Below are 18,917 nucleotides of genomic sequence, written 5' to 3' on the forward strand. Positions count from 1 at the left end.
TCAAATTGCCCATTAAAATTTGTTTTTGATCTAATTGAACTTCTTTTTCACTTCTCATTCTGATTCTATCTCTTCCGGTGTTACATTGTATTCGCCCGTTAGTGCCTCTAATTCAGCTTTGGCAATATTTTGCTTCACGTAAGCTGTGTTAAGCATCATTTCATATTCCAGCAACTGCTGCTGTAACTGAATGATCTGTTCAAAGTCGCCGCGTCCCCCGGCATATTCAGACAATGCTATTCTGAGTGCCTGACGCGTCTTCGGAATTAATCGTTCCTCGTGCAGAGCAATTCTTCGTTCGGCATCGTGGTATTGCTGCAACAGGGATTCTGTCTCCGCCGTCAGGCGATTTGTGACATCCTGCTGTTCTTCGCGGGCGATGCGCGCCTCAATACGGGCTTCCTTCCGCTGAGCTCGGTATTTGGATCGCCACAGCGGAACGCGTATCGTCAGCGAACCGGTCAGGGCCGCCCGGTCACCGGCCATTAAGGGCATGTACATATAATTTCTGTTCATGACCATCAGTCCGAGTCCAAAGGAAGGACGTGCCTCCAGGCGGGCCTGCTCCTCGGCCACAAAAGCCGCCTCCTCCTGAAGCTCCCTCCCACGGAGTTCCGGATTGCGCTTAAGAACCTCTTGCCGGAGCCATTCTTTATCTCTTGTTAGCTTTGGATTATACATTACATTTGGTATTTCAACTTCCGCCTCAGATGGACGGTTCAGCAATGAATTAAATTGAACCTTCATCGCTTCCAGCTTCTCCTCAATATTGGCAATCCGCGTTTCCAGATCATCTTGCTTAATTTGGATTCGAAGCAGATCCACCTGGCTGACATCCCCGCTTTCGTATCGTCGTTGCACCTGTCGTTCCAACTGTCCCAGCAAATCCATATTTCGATCAAAGATCATCAAATGGTGGTGGAGTTCATGCATGCGGTACCAGCGCTCTTTGACATTTTGTACAACTTCGTTGCGTGCCTCTTCAAAGGCGGTCCACTCTACTTTCGCTACTTTTTCTATCTGTTCCTCTCTTTTGCCGAGCGTACCAAACCAGGGAAACATCTGCTTGGCACTGACGGTCGTCTGAGTCAACGGATTACTGTATTTCATCGGGTTAATGTGATACTGTAACATTATTTCCGGATCTGGCAGAGCGCCAACCTGCGGAACCTGTTCCAGCCGGGCATAATATTGCTGAAACAATCCTTCAATACGCGGGTTATTGGTCAATGCCTCTTGTATATATTGGTTTAAGACAAGGCTGTCTTCCACCGCTTCACTGGAACCCGGCGAAGGATAATCCTGGGCCTGAAGGTTTTGTGTTAGTCCCAAAACAAATACAGCAGAAACCAGTATAACTATCCAACTGAAAGAGGCTGCAAGATGTGTCATCCCCCTTGATCCCCCTTCGAAGGGGGAAAGTTCACTGTATTTTTTCAGTGAATAGGGGGATGTAATCTCTGTCTTTTTTATAATATTCGATGACATTTCTATTCTATCCTTAGCTTGGTTCATTGGTATTTTCATTGTTATCCGCCAGTGGTATTTCTTCCATCTTTTCTTCCAGTCGCCATTTGGATTCCTGCCAGACGGCGTATAGTACCGGCACCACAAATAGCGTGATGATCGCGACCATCATCCCGCCAAACGTTGGTATAGCCATAGGAATCATAATATCAGAACCGCGTCCACCGGAGGTAAGAATCGGCAGCAGGGCCAGAGTGGTGGTAGCGGTCGTCATCAGGGTCGGACGAATACGGATACTTCCGGCTTTGATAATAATCTCATGCAGCTCATTTACATTTTTGGGTTTATGCCGATCCATCAGCTGGTGAATATAGGTAGCAATTACCACGGCTCCGTCTGCGGCAATCCCAAAAAGGGCAATAAAGCCCACCCAGACCGCGACACTGAGATTTACCGTACCCATCTGGAACAGCTCACGCATATTGGTGCCCAACAGCTCGAAATTCATAAACCACGGTTGGCCGTATAGCCAGATCATGATAAATCCGCCAGCCCAAGCCACAAAAATGCTGCTGAAAATCATCGCCGTAGTCGAGATAGAACGGAATTGGAAGTAGAGAATAAGGAAGATGATGAGCAGGGTAATCGGCATGACAACGGAGAGGCGTTTCTCGGCCCGGACCTGGTTCTCGTAATTTCCGGCAAATTCGAAGCTGAGTCCCGAAGGCACGGAAAGTTCTCCACTGTCAATTTTGTCATTGATCACCTGCCGGGCCGCTTCTACGACTTCTATTTCAGAATATCCCTCCCGTTTATCGAAAGTAACATAGCCGGTCAGGAACGTATCTTCGCTTTTAATCATCTGCGGACCCTGCCGATACTTAACTTCTCCGAGCATCCCCAGCGGGATATTCGTGCCCGATGGCGTAGATACAAACATCCGCTCAATCTCCTCTGGACTATTGCGATATTCTCTGGCATATCTGACCCGCACCGGGTATCGCTGGCGTCCCTTCACGGTCTGGGTCAGCGCCATCCCGCCCATGGCCACCTCCAGGTATTGCTGAACGTCTGCGATTTTTAAACCATAGCGAGCCAGGGCCTCCCGGTCCCATTCAATTTCAAGATAAGGCTTACCCACTATGCGATCTGCAAACACCGACTGCCCCTGCACCTCGGGCACCTCGCGAAGTACTTCCTCCAGCTCCAGCCCAAAAAATTCGATCGTCTCCAGGTCAGGACCTTTAACCTTGATACCCATCGGGGCACGCATGCCGGATTGTAACATAATCTGCCTGGTTTCAATCGGCTGCAATTTGGGAGCAGAAGTCAGCCCCGGCACGCGCGTGGCACTAACTATTTCACCCCAGATGTCGTCGGGACTTTGAATATGATCGCGCCACTGCCGGTAATACTGTCCGTCCGGGTCGGGAATCAGTTTCCCCGATTCATCGCGGATATACGCTCCGTCATCGTTAATCGCATACCGAATTCGCCGTCCGTCTTCATCCCGTTTATACTCGCTCTTGTACTGGATCACATTTTCATACATCGAAACCGGGGCTGGATCCAGGGCTGTTTCTGCTCTGCCGAGCTTTCCTACTACGATATCCACCTCGGGAATTGACGAAACAGCCATATCAATTTTCTGCATATAATCCTTTGCCTCCTCCAAACCGACATGCGGCATGGTTGTCGGCATCAGCAGAAAAGCCCCTTCATCCAGCGGCGGCATAAACTCCTCACCGAGTCCGGGAAAGGTCTCCTCCATGGATGTCCAGGCCGCCGTCTCCTGCACCGGGAGTCCTACCGTGTTGAAGCTCTTTCCAACCCATCCGAACATCTTGCCGTATCCCAACCAGATGGTTACTCCCAGGAGTATCAGAATTAACGGGATGGAAAGAAAGGATTTGCGGTAATACAGCGCCCACTGTAAAATGGAACGAAAATAGTGGATAAAGAGGTAAAAGATACCAATCAAAAGCGCGGCGATACCACCAACGAAAATAAAATTGGTGAAGAGTGAGACTTCTGCTCCCAGCGGCAGCCATGCCTTTGCCAAAAGCCATGTTACTACTACGGCGGCAATAACGTTATTGATCCAGACTGCCTGCTGCTCATCGTATGCTTCTAAATAGATCGAAGCAAGCGTATTGGTTCCGAATAGCAACAACAACCATCCCGCCCACGGTAGTACGGAGAATATAAGACTGATCAATCCCAGTGCGACTACAAAGCCGTTCCAGACAATTTTCAGTGGTCGTTTCTTGATGCGTACCGAGAAGAACCAATGAGCAAAAGGTGGAATAATGATCAGCGAGATAATGATGGAGGCGATCAGCGCAAAGGTCTTGGTATAGGCCAGCGGGATAAACAGTTTTCCTTCGGCAGCTACCATTGTGAATACCGGAAGGAAACTGATCACCGTCGTTGAAACAGCCGTAACCACCGCCGAGGCGACCTCGCTGGTAGCCCTGAAAATAACCTCCAGCAACGGTTCTTCATCCCCGGCTTCATCGATATGCCGGATCATATTTTCGGTGAGGATCACCGCCATATCCACCATGGTACCTATGGCAATGGCAATACCCGTAAGCGCCACAATGTTGGCATCCACGCCGCCGTACTTCATCGAGATAAAGGTCATGAGCACGGCTATGGGAAGTAACCCAGAAATCAATACCGATGATCGCAGGTTCATCACCATGACAATAACCACAATGATGGTCACCAGGATCTGTAAAAACAGGGCCTCTTCTAGCGTACCCAGCGTCTCCATAATGAGTTCGGTGCGGTCGTAAAACGGCACGATAGTTACCTTTGATTCGGTACCGTCATCTAGCGTTTTGGAAGGCAAACCCGCAGAAATCTCGCTGATCTGCTCTTTTACGTTTTGAATCACCTGCAGCGGATTTTCCCCCTGGCGGGCCACCACCACGCCCCCTACTGCTTCGGCGCCGGACTTGTCGAGGGCACCACGGCGCATGGCCGGTCCGAGTGTCACGTGCGCGATATCCTGAATACGGATCGGCGTATGATCTCTGCTTACCACTACCGCTTGTTCCAGATCTTCGAGGTTCTTGATGTAACCCAGTCCACGCACCAGGTATTCCACATTATTCATCTCAACCGTCCGTGCACCCACATCAACATTACTGCCGCGAACCGCCTCAAAAATCTGTCGCATTGTAATATCGTACACCTGCATGGCCTCGGGATCCACATCCACCTGATATTCCTTGACATATCCACCCACAGGTGCTACTTCAGCCACTCCCTGCGCTGAAGTCAGAGCATAATCCACGGTATAATCCTGGATGGTACGAAGCTCCTGCGGATCCCAGCCCCCGGCCGGATTTCCGTCCTGATCTCGTCCCTCGAGCGTGTACCAGAATATCTGTCCGAGTCCGGTAGCATCAGGTCCGAGCGACGGCTGCACGTCGTCAGGGAGTGTTCCTGATGGCAGAGCATTAAGCTTTTCGAGAATACGAGATCGGCTCCAGTAAAATTCGATATCCTCTTCAAAGATTACATAAATCGTAGAGAGTCCCATCATGGAACTGCTACGTACCGTTTTTACTCCCGGTAATCCCAACAATTCGGTTGTCAGCGGATAGGTGATCTGATCTTCGATATCCTGCGGCGAACGCCCCGGCCATTCGGTATGGACGATCTGCTGGTTCTCACCCAGGTCGGGAATGGCATCCACCGGAACCGGATCACGCGGGAAGATATTATCAAGTTGCCAGTTGAAGGGAGCTACAGCCATTCCCCATCCCACAAAAAGGAGAAGCAGGAGTACTGAAATGAGCTTGTTTTCAAGAAAAAAACGTATGGTTTTGTCTAGCATGGCAGTTCTGAATTAGCGAGCTATAGAGAACTCTGAAATAATGTGATACAAAATGGGTGCTGCGCTCTATACCGAAGTATTGCGCATAACCGATTTTGCATGATCTGGGAGGGTCCTCAGGGGACCTATTCAGAGTATGCTAATTCAGAAAAGTGCTGTTTAATATAAATATAGGAGGGCTGTGGGGAGATTCAACCGTTTCAGAGTAAAACGCATTTTTCTGCTCTTCAGCCTCAGAATTCCAGTCAGAAATATACGTGGCGGCAAAAATAACAGTGAAGGAAGGCGTTACCTGTGCAATAGCTTCCGCTTCATTCTGCTGCCCGGACAAGGCTTCAATGCAAACCTCTTGGTAGGCACAGGATTCTTTAGCTGAAGATAATTGGTCCACATCTGCAGAAGCGTGCATACCACTGTTGCTATTGCCTGCATGCATTTCCATATCGCACAGCAACGTTGCTGCGGAAAGGGCCGTCGGCATCAATACACTGCTAAATAACAAGACCAGCAACAGGGCCGAAAAGTGGTGATATGTCTTTTTGAAGATTTTCATCTGAAGACTGTAATGATATCAAATAAACGAATATTACAAAAGCAGATTATTATTTCTCGTATTCCGGCTGAATATTTTTCTGACTCAGTCGACGCGAGTTGGCAATCACGTTGACGGAACTGAAAGCCATTGCTGCCTCTGCCAACAACGGATGAAGCATTCCCAATATTGCAAGCGGAATCATGACTACGTTATAGAAAAAAGCCCAAAACAGGTTTTGCTTAATCTTGGTAAAAGTCGCCCGGCTGAGCCTGATCGATTTCACAACAGCGCTAAGGTCGCCTTTCACCAAAATGATATCACCAGATTCGATGGCCACATCTGTGCCCGTACCAATCGCGATACCAACCTGGGCCTGTGTAAGCGCCGGCGCATCGTTAATGCCATCGCCCACCATAGCCACCACTTTGTCTTGCTCTTGCAGCCGTTTTATTTCCGCAGACTTCTGATCCGGCAGTACCCCGGCGATGACCTCATCAATTCCTACCTGATCGGCCACCGCCCGGGCCGTTCGCTCGTTATCACCGGTAATCATAACGGGCGTCAACCCAAACTCTTTAAACTTTGTGATGGCTTTCTTGCTGTCTTCTTTAATAGGATCAGCCACCGCAATGATACCGGCTACCTGCCCATCAACGGCCACCAACATGGCGGTCTTGGCCTGCTTTTCGAGGTTACTAAGCTGTTTTTCAACTGAATCATTTATTGCCACACTTGATTCTTCGAACAGATTTCTGGTTCCAATCAGTACTTGCCTCCTGTCTCCTGATTCCTGACTTCTGACTTCTGCCCTCACACCTTTCCCCGTTACCGCTTCAAACTTATTGGGATTTGTTAGTTGATCATTTTTCCTTTCAGCATATTCAACGACGGCACGTCCCAGCGGGTGTTCAGATCCTTTCTCCGCAGAAGCAGCCAAAGCCATCCACTGGTCTTCAGGAATTTTACTGAGCGATACAACATCCGTCACGGCTGGCTGCCCTTCCGTAATGGTTCCCGTTTTATCCAGCACAATGGCATCTACGTCCTTCATAACCTGGATAGCTTCCCCATTTCGAATAAGCACTCCATTTTCAGCGCCCATACCCGAACCGACCATCAGGGCCGTGGGAGTGGCCAGGCCCAATGCACAGGGACAGGCAATGACCAGTACCGCGATGGCGGCATAGAAAGCCAGCGCTACTTCACCCATATTGGGATTGATCCATGGCAAGAAATCGGAGGCCCATATTGCGATATCACCAAAAAATCCGGGGAACAGCAGCCAAAGTCCCAAAGTAGCAAAGGCCACACCCAGCACCACCGGCACAAAAATACCAGTGATTCGATCCGCAAACTCCTGAATGGGCACTTTTGATCCCTGGGCTTCCTCTACCAGCTTGATCACCTGGTTCAGGAAGGTATCTTTGCCAACTTTCGTCGCTTTCACTTTCAGTAATCCATTTTTATTCAGGGTCGCGCCGATCACCTCGTCGCCTTCTTCCTTCTGCACCGGCATGGATTCGCCAGTGGCAATAGATTCATCCACGCTGCTTTCCCCTTCTATTACTTCGCCATCGGTCGGAATCTTTTCACCGGGACGAACAACCATCACGTCCCCCGGCTGCAAATCCTGTACGGCAATCTGAACCTCTTCTCCATCACGTTCGACCGTCGCCTCTTTGGCTTCCAGCGTCATAAGTTTCTGGATGGCATCCGATGCTTGGCCCTTAGCTTTGGTTTCGATATAACGGCCGGTCAAATGAAACGCCATGATCATTCCGGCAATTCCCGCGAAACTGTGGAATGGCGGTGCCAACCCAAACTGGTGCAACAGGGCTACGATACCGGTTGAAAGCGCTGCCAGTGCGCCCATGCCAATCAGCACATCCATATTGGGTGTACCATTTTGGGCCGACCTCCAGGCACTTACCATAGTCTCTTTTCCCGGGACAAAGATGGCAGCTCCGGAGAGTAATATCATACCCAGCTGGAACCCTGTTTCTCCCAGGAAGGCATAGCTCCATATCATCTCGGGAATCATCCAGAGCATGATAGGAATCGTGAGCGCCCAGGACCACCACATCCGTGATTTTGCTTTTTCAAGCTTTGCTTGTTCTCGCTGTTGTTTGGCTTCCGCTTTGGATTCCCCGGCCTTCGATTCTTCTCTCAAAAGCGAGTAACCGGCTTTCGAAACAGCTTCTTCAAAATCGTCCAGCGTGAGGTTGCCGCGGTACTTGACGCTCGCGGTTTCTGTGGCGAGATTTACACTGACTTCCTGCACCCCTTCCAGCTGTTCAAGCATCTGATCTACCGAATTGACACAGCTTGCACAATGCATGCCCTCAATTTTAAGCGTGCGTGTTTGAAGTTGATCTCTTACCAGGGAATAACCAGCGGCTTCGACGGCCTTTCTCAGATCCTCTTCGGTGACCTTCTGGTTATCCAGAGCCAAAGAGACCGTTTCTGTGGCTAAATTTACCGACACTTCTTCTACGCCTTCTATACCGGACAGCGATTTCTCTACTGCCGCAACACAACTGGCGCAGTGCATGCCATCTATTTGCAGATTTTTCTTTTCAAGTTCTTTAGTCTGCTGCTTCATTTCAGTCAGTAGTTAAGAGTGATAAATTGGTGATTAATCGACACAACATTGAGATTGCCACCTTACAATTTATTTCCTGATTCCCTGGTAATTATAGCCGGCCTCTTCCACAGCCTGACCGAACGCTTCCGTGGAAACGATTTCCGGATCAAAAGTCACGGTAGCTGATTTGTTATTTAAATCAACTGCAACCTCCTTGACTCCATCTAACTCATTGAGGGTCTGCTGGACAGTATGGGCACATCCACTACAGGCCATATCGCCAATAGATAACACTACTTGTTGCTGTTCTGCTGTTTCCATTGCTTTGAATATCGGCTTTGTTTTCTAATTCATGCTTAACCTAAGCAACCCAAACTCCAGATTCGTTATAGAATTGTTGGAGTTTGTTGTAGAATTTTAATACTATTAAGATAGTATTACGATTAACCAATTTATCCGAATACTTCTAATTGTCATAGCTTTAATTCACAATTGTCCTAATTATAATTAACAGGGAAAAAGTTATATGAAAAGCTTCAGAACTGGACTTCTTTGCAGCTTGATTCTCGTAATATTTGGATGTAGTCCCAAAATTAGCAACTACTTTGATTCAACTCGATATGTAGACTCTTTTAACACCCACATTTTAAATGACTCGCTTAAGCTACATTTAAAAACACCTGGCGATATGCAGTATGAACAAAACAGGGATTCTCTTCAAAAACATTTAAGAAAAAAAGAGCGTAAATATGATAACATTTTAGCCTACGGAAAAACCATAGTGCCCCCCTATTATGAACTTTACATTATGTTGAATCCAGATAAAATCTTTGAGGCTAAAAATGAAAAAGAGTTTGCTCGTGATACTTTAATCAGTAACAAGAGGTTGGTTATATTTTGTCAACCCAATAAAAAATCCTTTTCAACTTCTTCCAAATCTGACTGCAGACGGATCTTCAGAAGCATATCAACCGATAAAAAGTACCGGGATGGAATGCCTTCGATGTTTAATTTGGCGAAACGCTCAGAAAATCGATACTACCAAGGTCTGAAGGCTATTTTAGACTATCCAGTTAAAGGACGCAATGAAGAATTTCTACAGCTGCAAATGGCTTTAAACTTTGCTTCATTTCTGGCTCCTGCACCAATCTATAACAAGCTGCTAAACAAATTTCCCACACCGCCTGTCAATGATTCTTTGGAACAGGTTATTAAATCAGAATCAATTCATGGATACAAAAAAACAGAACAACAAGTATTTCGCGAAGCCAAAAAACATCCATTAGTGATGTTCAATGAAAACCATTTTTATCCCAATCATCGAAAAATATTGATCAGCTGACTGCAAAAGTTTAAGAAACTTGGATTTTCCTATTTAGCCCTGGAAGCACTTGGGGCTGGACAAGACAGTCTCTTGAATAAGGGTCAACCTCCTACAATACACACAGGTTTTTATACAAAAGATCCCCAATTTGCTGAACTAATTAGAGTAGCACAGAACTTAGATTTTACATTTGTCAGCTATGAAAATACTGATCCAGAAAAAAATCGTGAAAGAGCACAGGCATCAAACTTATTTAACAAAACCTTTGCCCAAAATGATAGTGCTCGTGTATTAGTTCTTGCAGGCTGGGATCACATTTTAGAAAAACCCGACTCGAACGGGAAACACTGGCTTGCTCATATTCTTCGTCAAGAATACAACCTTGACCCATTAACAATTAGTCAATCTCACCTGAATAGTTATCACAGTCTCGGTAAGCCCGTTGCATTATTGAAAAGCTCCAAATTAAAAAGTGGAGGGCGTTATCCAGTTGACTGGCTACTTTTAAATAATATCCCCCTTAAGGAAAAGTCCTCTAACTTTAGTTATCGCAATCCCCACAATCAAAAAGTACAAATAGCCCTGTTCTTAAAATCTGAAATCGGTACTGAAAAGAAGTTTCACGATAAAATTCCTTATCGCACAGGGCTGGTGGCACCGGGACAAACAATTGAATTTAAACTTCCCAAAAAACAATCATACATGGCCATATATAATGAAGAAGGTCGAGTTTTGTCAGAAAAAGAAATTCAAAAACAGTATTAGTAATCGATTAGTCGTTATTCTTTAATCCCATCCAGCGGCTTACGGAAAGAGTCCCGGGCTTTTTTGTAATCAGTCACCGACATCCCGGTAATCTGTTTAAACTGATTGGAAAGATAGGCGACGCTGCTGTAGTTTAGTTGATAGGCTATTTCGCTGAGCGTCATATCTCCATAGGAGAGTAACTCTTTAACCCGTTCAATCTTTAAATGGATAACATACTTTTCAATCGTAATCTGCTCATTCTCTGAAAATAAGGAGCTCAGTGATGAATAGTTTTGATGCAACCGGTCCGGCAAATAATCGGATAATTTGGGACTTTGCTCTGATTCTTCCAATTCCTGTACGTATTGTATCAGCACTTTTTTAATCTGTTCAATCAACTGCTGATCTTTTTTATAGATGAGCTCAAAACCATGCCCTTTCAGCCGCTCATCGATTATTTCTGAAGGCAGCTCTCCTTCAGTATCAACCAAGGCCATTCCGAGCTCCACCTCCAGCACATTCAGGCCGATATCTTCCAGCGTATTCCGTACTACAGTAATGCACCTTGGACATACCATATTTTTGATATGAAGTTCTTTTTGAGAAGTATCAGCCATCAATAATTATTCTTTTGGATAACAATTGAATTATAGTAATCAAAATTTGTCACCAGATCATTCATTTCCCCCGATAGGTAAATAAAAATAAAATATTGTGCCCGCTTCTTCACGATTTTTGACAAATATCTGCTGCCCGTGCAGCTCTAAAATCTTTTTGGCAATAGCAAGCCCCAGCCCCGTGCCGCCTTCTTTCTTAGAACGACTCTTCTCAGCCCGGTAAAAACGATCAAAAATGTGTGGAAGATCTTCTTCCGTAATACCGGGACCATTATCTACCACTGCAATCCCAACTTGTTCATGATCAGGATGCAACCGCACTTCTATGCGCCCGCCCTCTGGGGTATATTGAATGGCATTTTCAATCAGGTTACTCAACACCCGTTCAATCAGGGAAATATCACCTTCAACAATGGGAAGCGAATTAGGCGCTTGTGCCTTCAGGGTAATCCCTTTTTGCTCGGCCTGTTGTTCAAACTTCAAGCTTACATCCTGCAGGAGATCCGCAATAGAGAAAGGTTCCAACTGGGGATCCACCTGCTTGGTATCCAGCTTGGAAAGCTCAAAAAGCTCCTCTACCAGCTGGCGCAACATCGTCGTGTTTTGCAGGATGATGTTGAGATATTTTTCCCGTTTTGCCGGATCAAGTGACGGTTCTTTCAGCAATATGGTCTCCACATATCCTTGTATTGATGCCAGCGGACTTCGCAGATCATGGGAAACATTGGCAATCAGTTCTCTCCGCAAACGGTCGGTTTTTTCCAGCTCTTTAACATTATTCTGAATCGTATCAGCCATCCGGTTAAAACTCTTGCCGAGCCGACCAATTTCATCATTGGACTGGACCTCCACACGCCGATTCAAATGCTCACGGTCAAACCCTTCGATGGTTTCGGTCATGCCGCGCAGTCGCTTGGTAAGAAAGGCAAATAGAATAAGTCCGACGATACCGGTCACCAACAAGATCACGGTAAAAACCTTCATACTGGTTTGCAGAAAATAACTATTCTCAAGCATGCTCAAGGCCGAATCGTACTGCTCGCCGCCAAGTATAATGTAAATATATCCGCTCCCGGTAGCCCCCATGCTGATGGGGGCGGCTGAAAATGGCTTTTGCCGTTCCGGGTTTCTCGGATCTTCGCCAAAAATCAGGTTTTCATAACTCTGATTCAGAAAATCTTCAACCGGTTCCAAATCCACCGATTCGGTGTTTATCTCTTTACCCGGACCAACGAAATAGGCCAGGATCTTACCTGCTCCATTCAGGATGTAAATTTCAATACGCGGATTAACAACCATCATATCATGGATGGAATGTTTAATCTCTTCCAGGGCCAGACTATCCTTCAGGTGGGGTTCAAATTCAGCTGCCATATTCTTTGCCAGATCCAAATTCAGCTTCTGATCGGCCTGGCGTACAAACTGCATTGAAGAGTTATAGGTAATCAGCACCTGGGCGATCCCCAAAGCGATGAGAAGCAGTAAAAAGACCATCGACAGCTTGCCGTAAAAAGAAGTGAATAGCTTCTTCATTATTCTAATTCCTCTGCTTCTGCAAAACGATATCCCACGCCCCATACCGTTTTCAGGAATATAGGATTGGAGGGGTCTTCCTCGATCTTGTTCCGCAGTCGATTAATATGCGAATTCACGGTATGGTCGTAGCCCTGAAACTGGTATCCCCAAACTTCCGATAACAGTTCTTGACGGGAAAAGGCTTTGCCCGGGTGAGAAGTGAATAACTGTAATAAATCAAATTCTTTGGGAGTCAACGAAATCTCATTCCCATTAAGTGTGACTTTCTGTTTTTGGGGATAAATAACCAGCCTCCCAAATGTTAACTGCTCTTGTTCCATAGCAGCTGCGGTTCCCTGCTTATCCACCTCTACTCTGCGAACATTGGCTTTAATACGGGCCAACAGTTCCCGGATGCTAAACGGCTTGGTCAGGTAGTCATCAGCCCCCAATTCCAACCCCAATACTTTATCAAACTCTTCGGACTTGGCCGTCAACATTAAAATAGGCGTCTGGATATCTTCAGAACGCAGCGTCTTGCATACTTCCAAGCCATCCATTTTGGGCAGCATCAAATCCAGAATAATCAGGCTATATTTGTCTTGGCGCGCCTTCTCCAGGCCCTCTTTCCCATCGAAGGCTTTATCAAGCACAAACGGAGAGTCTTCAAGATTAATCTCAACAAGATCAGTTATTTCGGGATCATCTTCTATGATAAGGATTCTTTTTATTTCCATACCTAACAACTAATAAGCTTTTAGCAAAAAATACAATAGCTACTTCTGGATATCGCAGCACGCTTTGGAATGGTGCCCCCCCACCTGAGAGATAAACCACACCAACTCCTGGCAATCTGGGATGGAGGCCATATACAATTTATTGCCTACCCTGTACGCCTTAGCCATTAATTAATTAACAAGTCGCCCCTGTCACAACAGAGACGACTTATTGTAGCAAGTGGCCAATAGCTGAATTACAGAACTATTGCATACTTGAAGGTGTAATCGTTATCCAAATGACCTGATCGGTTGCCGGATACACAAAATCATTTGTCGGAGCATTTGAAATTCTATTTACTGATTCATTTTCTGGCGTACCTACATCCAGAGCGGTAGCTCCCTGCCGCGGTTTTTGATTAAATCCTACGCCCGGTTCTTCGTCCTCTTCCGTTCCCGCATCCCAAAGCAGCAGATCTTCGGTTATATCACCGCTGATGGGATTATCATTAGAATCGAAAAGTGATATACCGGCGGGCTCAAAGGCGTAGAATAAATCATTCGACTGCACAAACATAGAAAAGACAGATAACCGATCGCCGGGGGAAGCTGTAATCTCAAATTCAATAGCTTCACCATCACCACCAGCTCCGGGTTCTAATGCTGGCACATTCCCGTTGGGATTAGGAGCAGCCCCTGCCATATGTACAGCATCTTCGGCATTCAACATATCAAGCAATCCCATATCCGGGGGTAAATCCATACCACCGAGCATATCAGCGGGGAAGCCATCTTCGGCAACAATCTCCAAACCCAATGATGCGGTCTGCCCTTCTTCAAAGCCCTGGAAGCCATCTTCATGTACGGCATAAACAGGGGGTGAAAGCGGAACGATGAGTCCTGTCATTCCTCCCACCACATCAGCAAGGCCCTCTTCTTCGGTTGGCGGCAAATCATTTCCACCCAACTCGCTGGCCGGGAAACCATCTTCGGCGATCCATTCAATACCGCGGCTGGCCGGTTCATTTAGCTGGTAAAGCGCAAAGTTGGTGGCATCTTCGTGTACTGCCCAGGCAAAAGGAGACAAAGGTACTGGCTTGCTTCCTTCTGAAGTTTGCAGTGTTTCTTTATCAGAGACATTGGTTACATTTACCGTAAACTGCGTGTTACCATCGTGTTCTATTGTCACTTCAATGACGTCTGACTTATCCGGATAACTAAATCCGCCGGGCCCTTCTTCTCCATCCTGAATGCGGGTAATGACCCCGTTTTCATCGGCTCCTGTATTGGGTCCGCTCTGATTAGGCTTTTGGTCAGTACCCACCCCAGGTTCCTGGTTTACTTCTGTACCAGCATCATATAAAAAGAGCTGCTCAGTTACATTACCGGTTACAGCATTCCCCTGAGCGTCATACAGATCTAATCCGCCCGGTGGAAAAGCATAAAAGAGGTCATTTGACTGAACAAACATAGTTACAAAGTTAAGGTGCATGCCGCTTCCCCCGAGTGGAGGCACCGTGCTTGGAGGAGCTGTAAAAGTAAAAGAAGCCGTCTCTCCGGGAAAAATAGCGGGGCCATCATCAGGACCACCGGCCGAGAAAACTGCTCCACTTTTGAGTACCGGCTTTGGCATATTTACATTTTTAACCTCTACATTAAAGGTCGTTTCAATTTCGGGACCGTCAGGCCCTGAACTATCATCTCCACAACTGATAAATCCAACCGATACCGTTGACACCATCAGTACTGTTAATAGTAGTTTAAATGTTCTCATATAGGTTATGCTTTGTTAGAAATAATAAGCTATCCATTAGTTTGCATAACCATAGTACTAAGTTGAACCGTGAATTAAATCACAGAAGTATCACGATTGGGTAACGATTCACTCACACCATTTTGCTAAACAAGAGGTGAGGTAAAAAATATAGATGAAGGCACACTTTACTTGTAGCAGAAGCAAGTTTAAATTGCTATGAAACGTAATTTGTTTTTTATTGTATCAGAATTTGGTTAGATAATTGAAGCCCATCCAATAAAAGTACAGATCTATTTTCAGATAATAACAATGACATATTTAAAAACCATTCAACTTTACCTGTTAAGTGGACTTTTCATCATCTCCCTTGCAGGCTGTCAAAAAGAGCAACTCTCCACGAAAGAAATCAATACCGTTGCCCCCGAGAAAGCGACTGAAATAGCTGACAGTATTGAGGCTAAAGTACCGGTAGAACTTGCAGACGGAATGGAGCTCAGCCTCTGGGCATCGGAGAAGCTTATCCTCGATCCCGTTGGGCTCGATATTGATAATAAAGGTCGCCTCTTTGTGACGAATACGACACGAAGCTGGAGCTCAGAGTTCGACATTCGGGACCACAGAGACTGGATGGATACCGAAATGGCTTTTACAACGGTGGAAGATCGTAAGAAGTTTCTACATCGCGAACTGGCACCTGAAAATAGTGACAAGAACACCTGGCTGCCAGACCGTAATGAAGACGGATCGCATGACTGGAAAGACCTGACCGTGCAGAAAGAGAAAGTTTACCAGGTTCAGGATTTGAATGACGATGGCGTCGCTGATCAATCCCAGCTGTATATCGAAGATTTCCATTCCGAAGTAACCGACGTTGCCGGTGCCGTGCTCTCCTTTCAGGATAATGTCTATGTAGGCGTGGCCCCTGACATGTGGAAGCTCCAGGATACCGATGATGACGGCATTGCGGATAAAAAAGAATCAATCAGTCACGGCTATGGCATCCATATCGGGTTTAGCGGGCACGGAATGTCGGGTGCAACCTATGGTCCCGATGGACGCATTTACTGGAGCATTGGAGATATTGGCTTTAATGGCAAAGGCCCTAACGGAGAACACTGGAAATATCCCAACCAGGGAATCATTGCCCGCAGCGATCCCGACGGCACTAACTTTGAGATTTTTGCCAAGGGTGTTCGAAATACCTTCGAATTTTCTTTTGATAAATATGGCAACCTCATTAGCGTTGATAATGATGGAGATCATCCGGGTGAATTAGAACGACTGGTTTATTTGGTAAAAGGCTCCGACAGCGGCTGGCGACACAACTGGCAGTATGGAAAATATAATGACGAAAATAACAATCCGTACAAAGTCTGGATGGATGAAAAAATGTTTATCCCTCGCCATGAAAGTCAGGCTGCTTACTTTATCCCACCCATTGCCAACTATCATAACGGCCCTGCTGGAATGGCGTATAACCCGGGAACAGCCCTGAGTGATAAATGGGATAACCACTTTTTTGTGGCCGAGTACACCGGTTCTACCGCCAGCTCTCGAGTGCATGCTTTTACCCTGGAGGAGCAAGGAGCTGGCTTTGAATTGGAGACCGACCAGGTTGTAGAACAGGGCGTATTGGCTACGGGAATGGATTTTGGTCCGGATGGTGCACTCTATTTTGCCGATTGGATTGAAGGCTGGCAAACCAATGATAAAGGACGAATCTGGAAACTCGATACGCCCGAAACTAAAAACTCTCAGATCCGAAAAGAAACCAAACAGATACTGGGCGAAGATTTTAGTTCCCGATCGGCAGAGGAATTGCTCGAATTTATGAGTCACCAGGATATGCGGGTTCGCATGAAAGCTCAATTTGAGCTGGCTAATCGTGGTGAACAAGGAGCAAAAACGCTTCAACAAGCTGCTGAACAATCTTCCAATCAGCTGGCTCGCCTCCACGGTATTTGGGGCATTGGGCAATTAGCCCGAGATAAGGCCGATTATGCTGATCCACTCGTATCTTTGCTGGAAGACAACGACCCACGGGTTCGCGCCCAAGCGGCTAAAGTTATTGGTGATGTTCAGTATGAACCGGCCGCTGAACAGCTGGTGTCGCTACTCGAAGACGAAGAGGCCCGGCCACGCTTTTTTGCAGCACAAGCTTTGGGTGAGTTGGCCTATGAACCAGCTACCGAGCCTATTATTAAGATGTTGGAAGCCAATAATGATGAAGACATTTATCTGCGCCACGCCGGAACGCTCGCTCTTGCTCAAATCGGTAACGCCGATCCGGTTCTTGCACTCGAAGACAATCCCTCTCGTGCTCTTCGAATTGCTGCCGTTGTTGCCCTGCGACGTATGCAACATCCGGGAGTAGCCCGATTTTTAGATGATGACAACGAATATATTGTCACTGAAGCAGCGCGGGCTATCAATGATGATTATTCCATCGACGAAGCTTTGCCTGAGCTCGCTGAAACATTGCAACAAACACCATTTGATAATCAAGCCCTCATCCGGCGGGCTATTAATGCCAATCTTCGCACAGGCGGAACAGAAGCCACCCGGCGCCTGGCTGAATATGCCGTCAATACTGAATCACCCGACTCCATGCGTGTTGAGGCTGTTTCAGCTTTGGGGGTATGGCCTAATCCCCCCGAACTCGACAGAGTCACCGGGCGACATCGCGAAAAACCGGATCTCAATCCCCAGAACGCCCGTGATGCACTTGCAACTGTTGTAGATCCGCTGTTGAATGCTTCTAATGATCGACTCAAAATTGCGGCTATAAAAAGTATCAGCAACCTAAATTACACTCCGGCTGTTGATCAGGTCTATGCGCACCTTAAGAGCGATACAAATCCAGATGTTCGAATAGCGGCCCTGCAAGGATTACAGTCAACTGATTTTGGACAAATAGAAGAAGCTATCCGGGTCGCATTGGATGATGAAAGTTCTGAAGTACGAATGACAGCCTTGAGCATGACGCCCAACCTGGACCTTTCCGACGAGCAGGTTGTCGAGCTATTGGCTTCCGTTCTTGGCAAAGGAAAAGTTAATGAGCAACAGGCTGTTCTCAAGACCCTTGGCAAGATGAAGGTTGAATCCGCAAATAACACATTGTCTGAAGAATTAGATAAGCTAATTGCCGGCAACTATCCCAATGCATTAAAATTTGACCTGATCCAAGCAGCTAGGGAAACAGATTCCGAAACACTGGTACAAAAAGTACAGGGATATGAAGAGTCTAAACCATCGGATGATTTGGTTGCCGCAAACCAGGAATTGCTGGCCGGTGGTGATCCCGAAGCCGGACGCCGGGTACTCCTGAGTCATGAAGCAGCCCAATGTATGCGCTGCCATGCCGTTGGTGGAAACGGTGGAAATGTAGGCCCCGACCTTGCTGGAATTGGATCCACATTGAACAGGGAACAGTTGCTGGAATCTCTGTTGGATCCCGGAGCTCGAATAGCACCGGGCTTTGGTACCGTTACTGTTATTCTGAATGATGGTGAGCAGGTTAGCGGTATCATCCAGGAAGAAACAGACAGCATGCTTACCCTGCAATCTGCGGATGAAACCATCCACAAGATTGAGAAAAGCAATATCCAAGACCAGGAAACGGCCCCCTCGAGCATGCCACCCATGGGGCAACTTCTGGAAAAAGAACAGATACGTAATATCGTTGAGTTCTTATCTACCTTAAAATAATTTTTCAGCAATTCTTTCTTTCTGGCCCCGCCCTCTGTCATACGTACAGAGGCGGGGCCTTTTTATTAGCCTGTTTTATTGGTTTTAGATTGGCTGTG

12 protein-coding genes are annotated in these 18,917 nt (G+C 46.6%); 3 read left to right on the forward strand and 9 right to left on the reverse strand.

Annotated features, from left to right (window positions below; genetic code table 11):
- Positions 1-54: 54 nt before the first annotated feature.
- From J6I44_RS11725 to J6I44_RS11745, 5 genes are all read right to left on the reverse strand, one after another.
- Positions 55-1,392 (reverse strand): TolC family protein, encoded by a 1,338-nt coding sequence (locus tag J6I44_RS11725; RefSeq protein WP_265766324.1) that lies wholly within the window; start codon positions 1,390-1,392, stop codon positions 55-57.
- Positions 1,393-1,501: 109 nt separating this feature from the next.
- A complete protein-coding gene (locus J6I44_RS11730; protein ID WP_265766325.1) occupies positions 1,502-5,317 on the reverse strand; it encodes an efflux RND transporter permease subunit in 3,816 nt (1,271 codons plus the stop codon).
- A gap of 139 nt (positions 5,318-5,456) precedes the next feature.
- Positions 5,457-5,870 (reverse strand): hypothetical protein, encoded by a 414-nt coding sequence (locus J6I44_RS11735; RefSeq protein WP_265766326.1) that lies wholly within the window; start codon positions 5,868-5,870, stop codon positions 5,457-5,459.
- Positions 5,871-5,919: 49 nt separating this feature from the next.
- The gene (locus J6I44_RS11740) at positions 5,920-8,454 is read right to left on the reverse strand and encodes a heavy metal translocating P-type ATPase (RefSeq protein ID WP_265766327.1); all 2,535 of its coding nucleotides are present in this window, start codon (positions 8,452-8,454) and stop codon (positions 5,920-5,922) included.
- Positions 8,455-8,523: 69 nt separating this feature from the next.
- Positions 8,524-8,757 (reverse strand): heavy-metal-associated domain-containing protein, encoded by a 234-nt coding sequence (locus J6I44_RS11745; RefSeq protein ID WP_265766328.1) that lies wholly within the window; start codon positions 8,755-8,757, stop codon positions 8,524-8,526.
- A gap of 367 nt (positions 8,758-9,124) precedes the next feature.
- Between J6I44_RS11745 and J6I44_RS11750 the strand changes: the two genes are divergently transcribed.
- Positions 9,125-9,778, forward strand: a complete 654-nt coding sequence (locus J6I44_RS11750) for a hypothetical protein (RefSeq protein ID WP_265766329.1) — start codon at positions 9,125-9,127, stop codon at positions 9,776-9,778.
- Positions 9,779-9,850: 72 nt separating this feature from the next.
- Positions 9,851-10,525: a hypothetical protein gene (locus tag J6I44_RS11755; protein WP_265766330.1), complete on the forward strand. Its 675-nt coding sequence runs from the start codon at positions 9,851-9,853 to the stop codon at positions 10,523-10,525.
- Between the two features lie 14 nt (positions 10,526-10,539).
- Here the strand turns inward: J6I44_RS11755 and J6I44_RS11760 are convergent, their stop codons facing one another.
- The 4 genes from J6I44_RS11760 to J6I44_RS11775 form a co-directional block, all read right to left on the reverse strand.
- Positions 10,540-11,124: a helix-turn-helix domain-containing protein gene (locus tag J6I44_RS11760; RefSeq protein WP_265766331.1), complete on the reverse strand. Its 585-nt coding sequence runs from the start codon at positions 11,122-11,124 to the stop codon at positions 10,540-10,542.
- A 57-nt stretch (positions 11,125-11,181) separates the two neighbouring features.
- Positions 11,182-12,657 carry a sensor histidine kinase gene (locus J6I44_RS11765; RefSeq protein WP_265766332.1) on the reverse strand — a complete coding sequence of 492 codons (1,476 nt, stop codon included), beginning with the start codon at positions 12,655-12,657 and terminating at the stop codon, positions 11,182-11,184.
- The gene (locus J6I44_RS11770) at positions 12,657-13,376 is read right to left on the reverse strand and encodes a response regulator transcription factor (protein ID WP_265766333.1); all 720 of its coding nucleotides are present in this window, start codon (positions 13,374-13,376) and stop codon (positions 12,657-12,659) included. The genes J6I44_RS11765 and J6I44_RS11770 overlap by 1 nt, the downstream gene beginning before the upstream one ends.
- 244 nt (positions 13,377-13,620) lie before the next feature.
- A complete protein-coding gene (locus tag J6I44_RS11775; protein WP_265766334.1) occupies positions 13,621-15,129 on the reverse strand; it encodes a spondin domain-containing protein in 1,509 nt (502 codons plus the stop codon).
- A 291-nt stretch (positions 15,130-15,420) separates the two neighbouring features.
- Between J6I44_RS11775 and J6I44_RS11780 the strand changes: the two genes are divergently transcribed.
- Positions 15,421-18,819 carry a DUF7133 domain-containing protein gene (locus tag J6I44_RS11780; protein WP_265766335.1) on the forward strand — a complete coding sequence of 1,133 codons (3,399 nt, stop codon included), beginning with the start codon at positions 15,421-15,423 and terminating at the stop codon, positions 18,817-18,819.
- Positions 18,820-18,917: the final 98 nt, after the last annotated feature.

This window comes from Fodinibius salsisoli (assembly GCF_026229185.1).
Taxonomy (GTDB): Bacteria; Bacteroidota; Rhodothermia; order Balneolales; family Balneolaceae; genus Fodinibius; species Fodinibius salsisoli.

Bases quoted from the DNA above. Each gene is read 5' to 3' on its own strand.
- J6I44_RS11725 (WP_265766324.1), bottom strand. From the start codon at position 1,392: ATGACACATCTTGCAGCCTCTTTCAGTTGGATAGTTATACTGGTTTCT.
- J6I44_RS11730 (WP_265766325.1), bottom strand. From the start codon at position 5,317: ATGCTAGACAAAACCATACGTTTTTTTCTTGAAAACAAGCTCATTTCA.
- J6I44_RS11735 (WP_265766326.1), bottom strand. From the start codon at position 5,870: ATGAAAATCTTCAAAAAGACATATCACCACTTTTCGGCCCTGTTGCTG.
- J6I44_RS11740 (WP_265766327.1), bottom strand. From the start codon at position 8,454: ATGAAGCAGCAGACTAAAGAACTTGAAAAGAAAAATCTGCAAATAGAT.
- J6I44_RS11745 (WP_265766328.1), bottom strand. From the start codon at position 8,757: ATGGAAACAGCAGAACAGCAACAAGTAGTGTTATCTATTGGCGATATG.
- J6I44_RS11750 (WP_265766329.1), top strand. From the start codon at position 9,125: ATGCAGTATGAACAAAACAGGGATTCTCTTCAAAAACATTTAAGAAAA.
- J6I44_RS11760 (WP_265766331.1), bottom strand. From the start codon at position 11,124: ATGGCTGATACTTCTCAAAAAGAACTTCATATCAAAAATATGGTATGT.
- J6I44_RS11765 (WP_265766332.1), bottom strand. From the start codon at position 12,657: ATGAAGAAGCTATTCACTTCTTTTTACGGCAAGCTGTCGATGGTCTTT.
- J6I44_RS11770 (WP_265766333.1), bottom strand. From the start codon at position 13,376: ATGGAAATAAAAAGAATCCTTATCATAGAAGATGATCCCGAAATAACT.
- J6I44_RS11775 (WP_265766334.1), bottom strand. From the start codon at position 15,129: ATGAGAACATTTAAACTACTATTAACAGTACTGATGGTGTCAACGGTA.
- J6I44_RS11780 (WP_265766335.1), top strand. From the start codon at position 15,421: ATGACATATTTAAAAACCATTCAACTTTACCTGTTAAGTGGACTTTTC.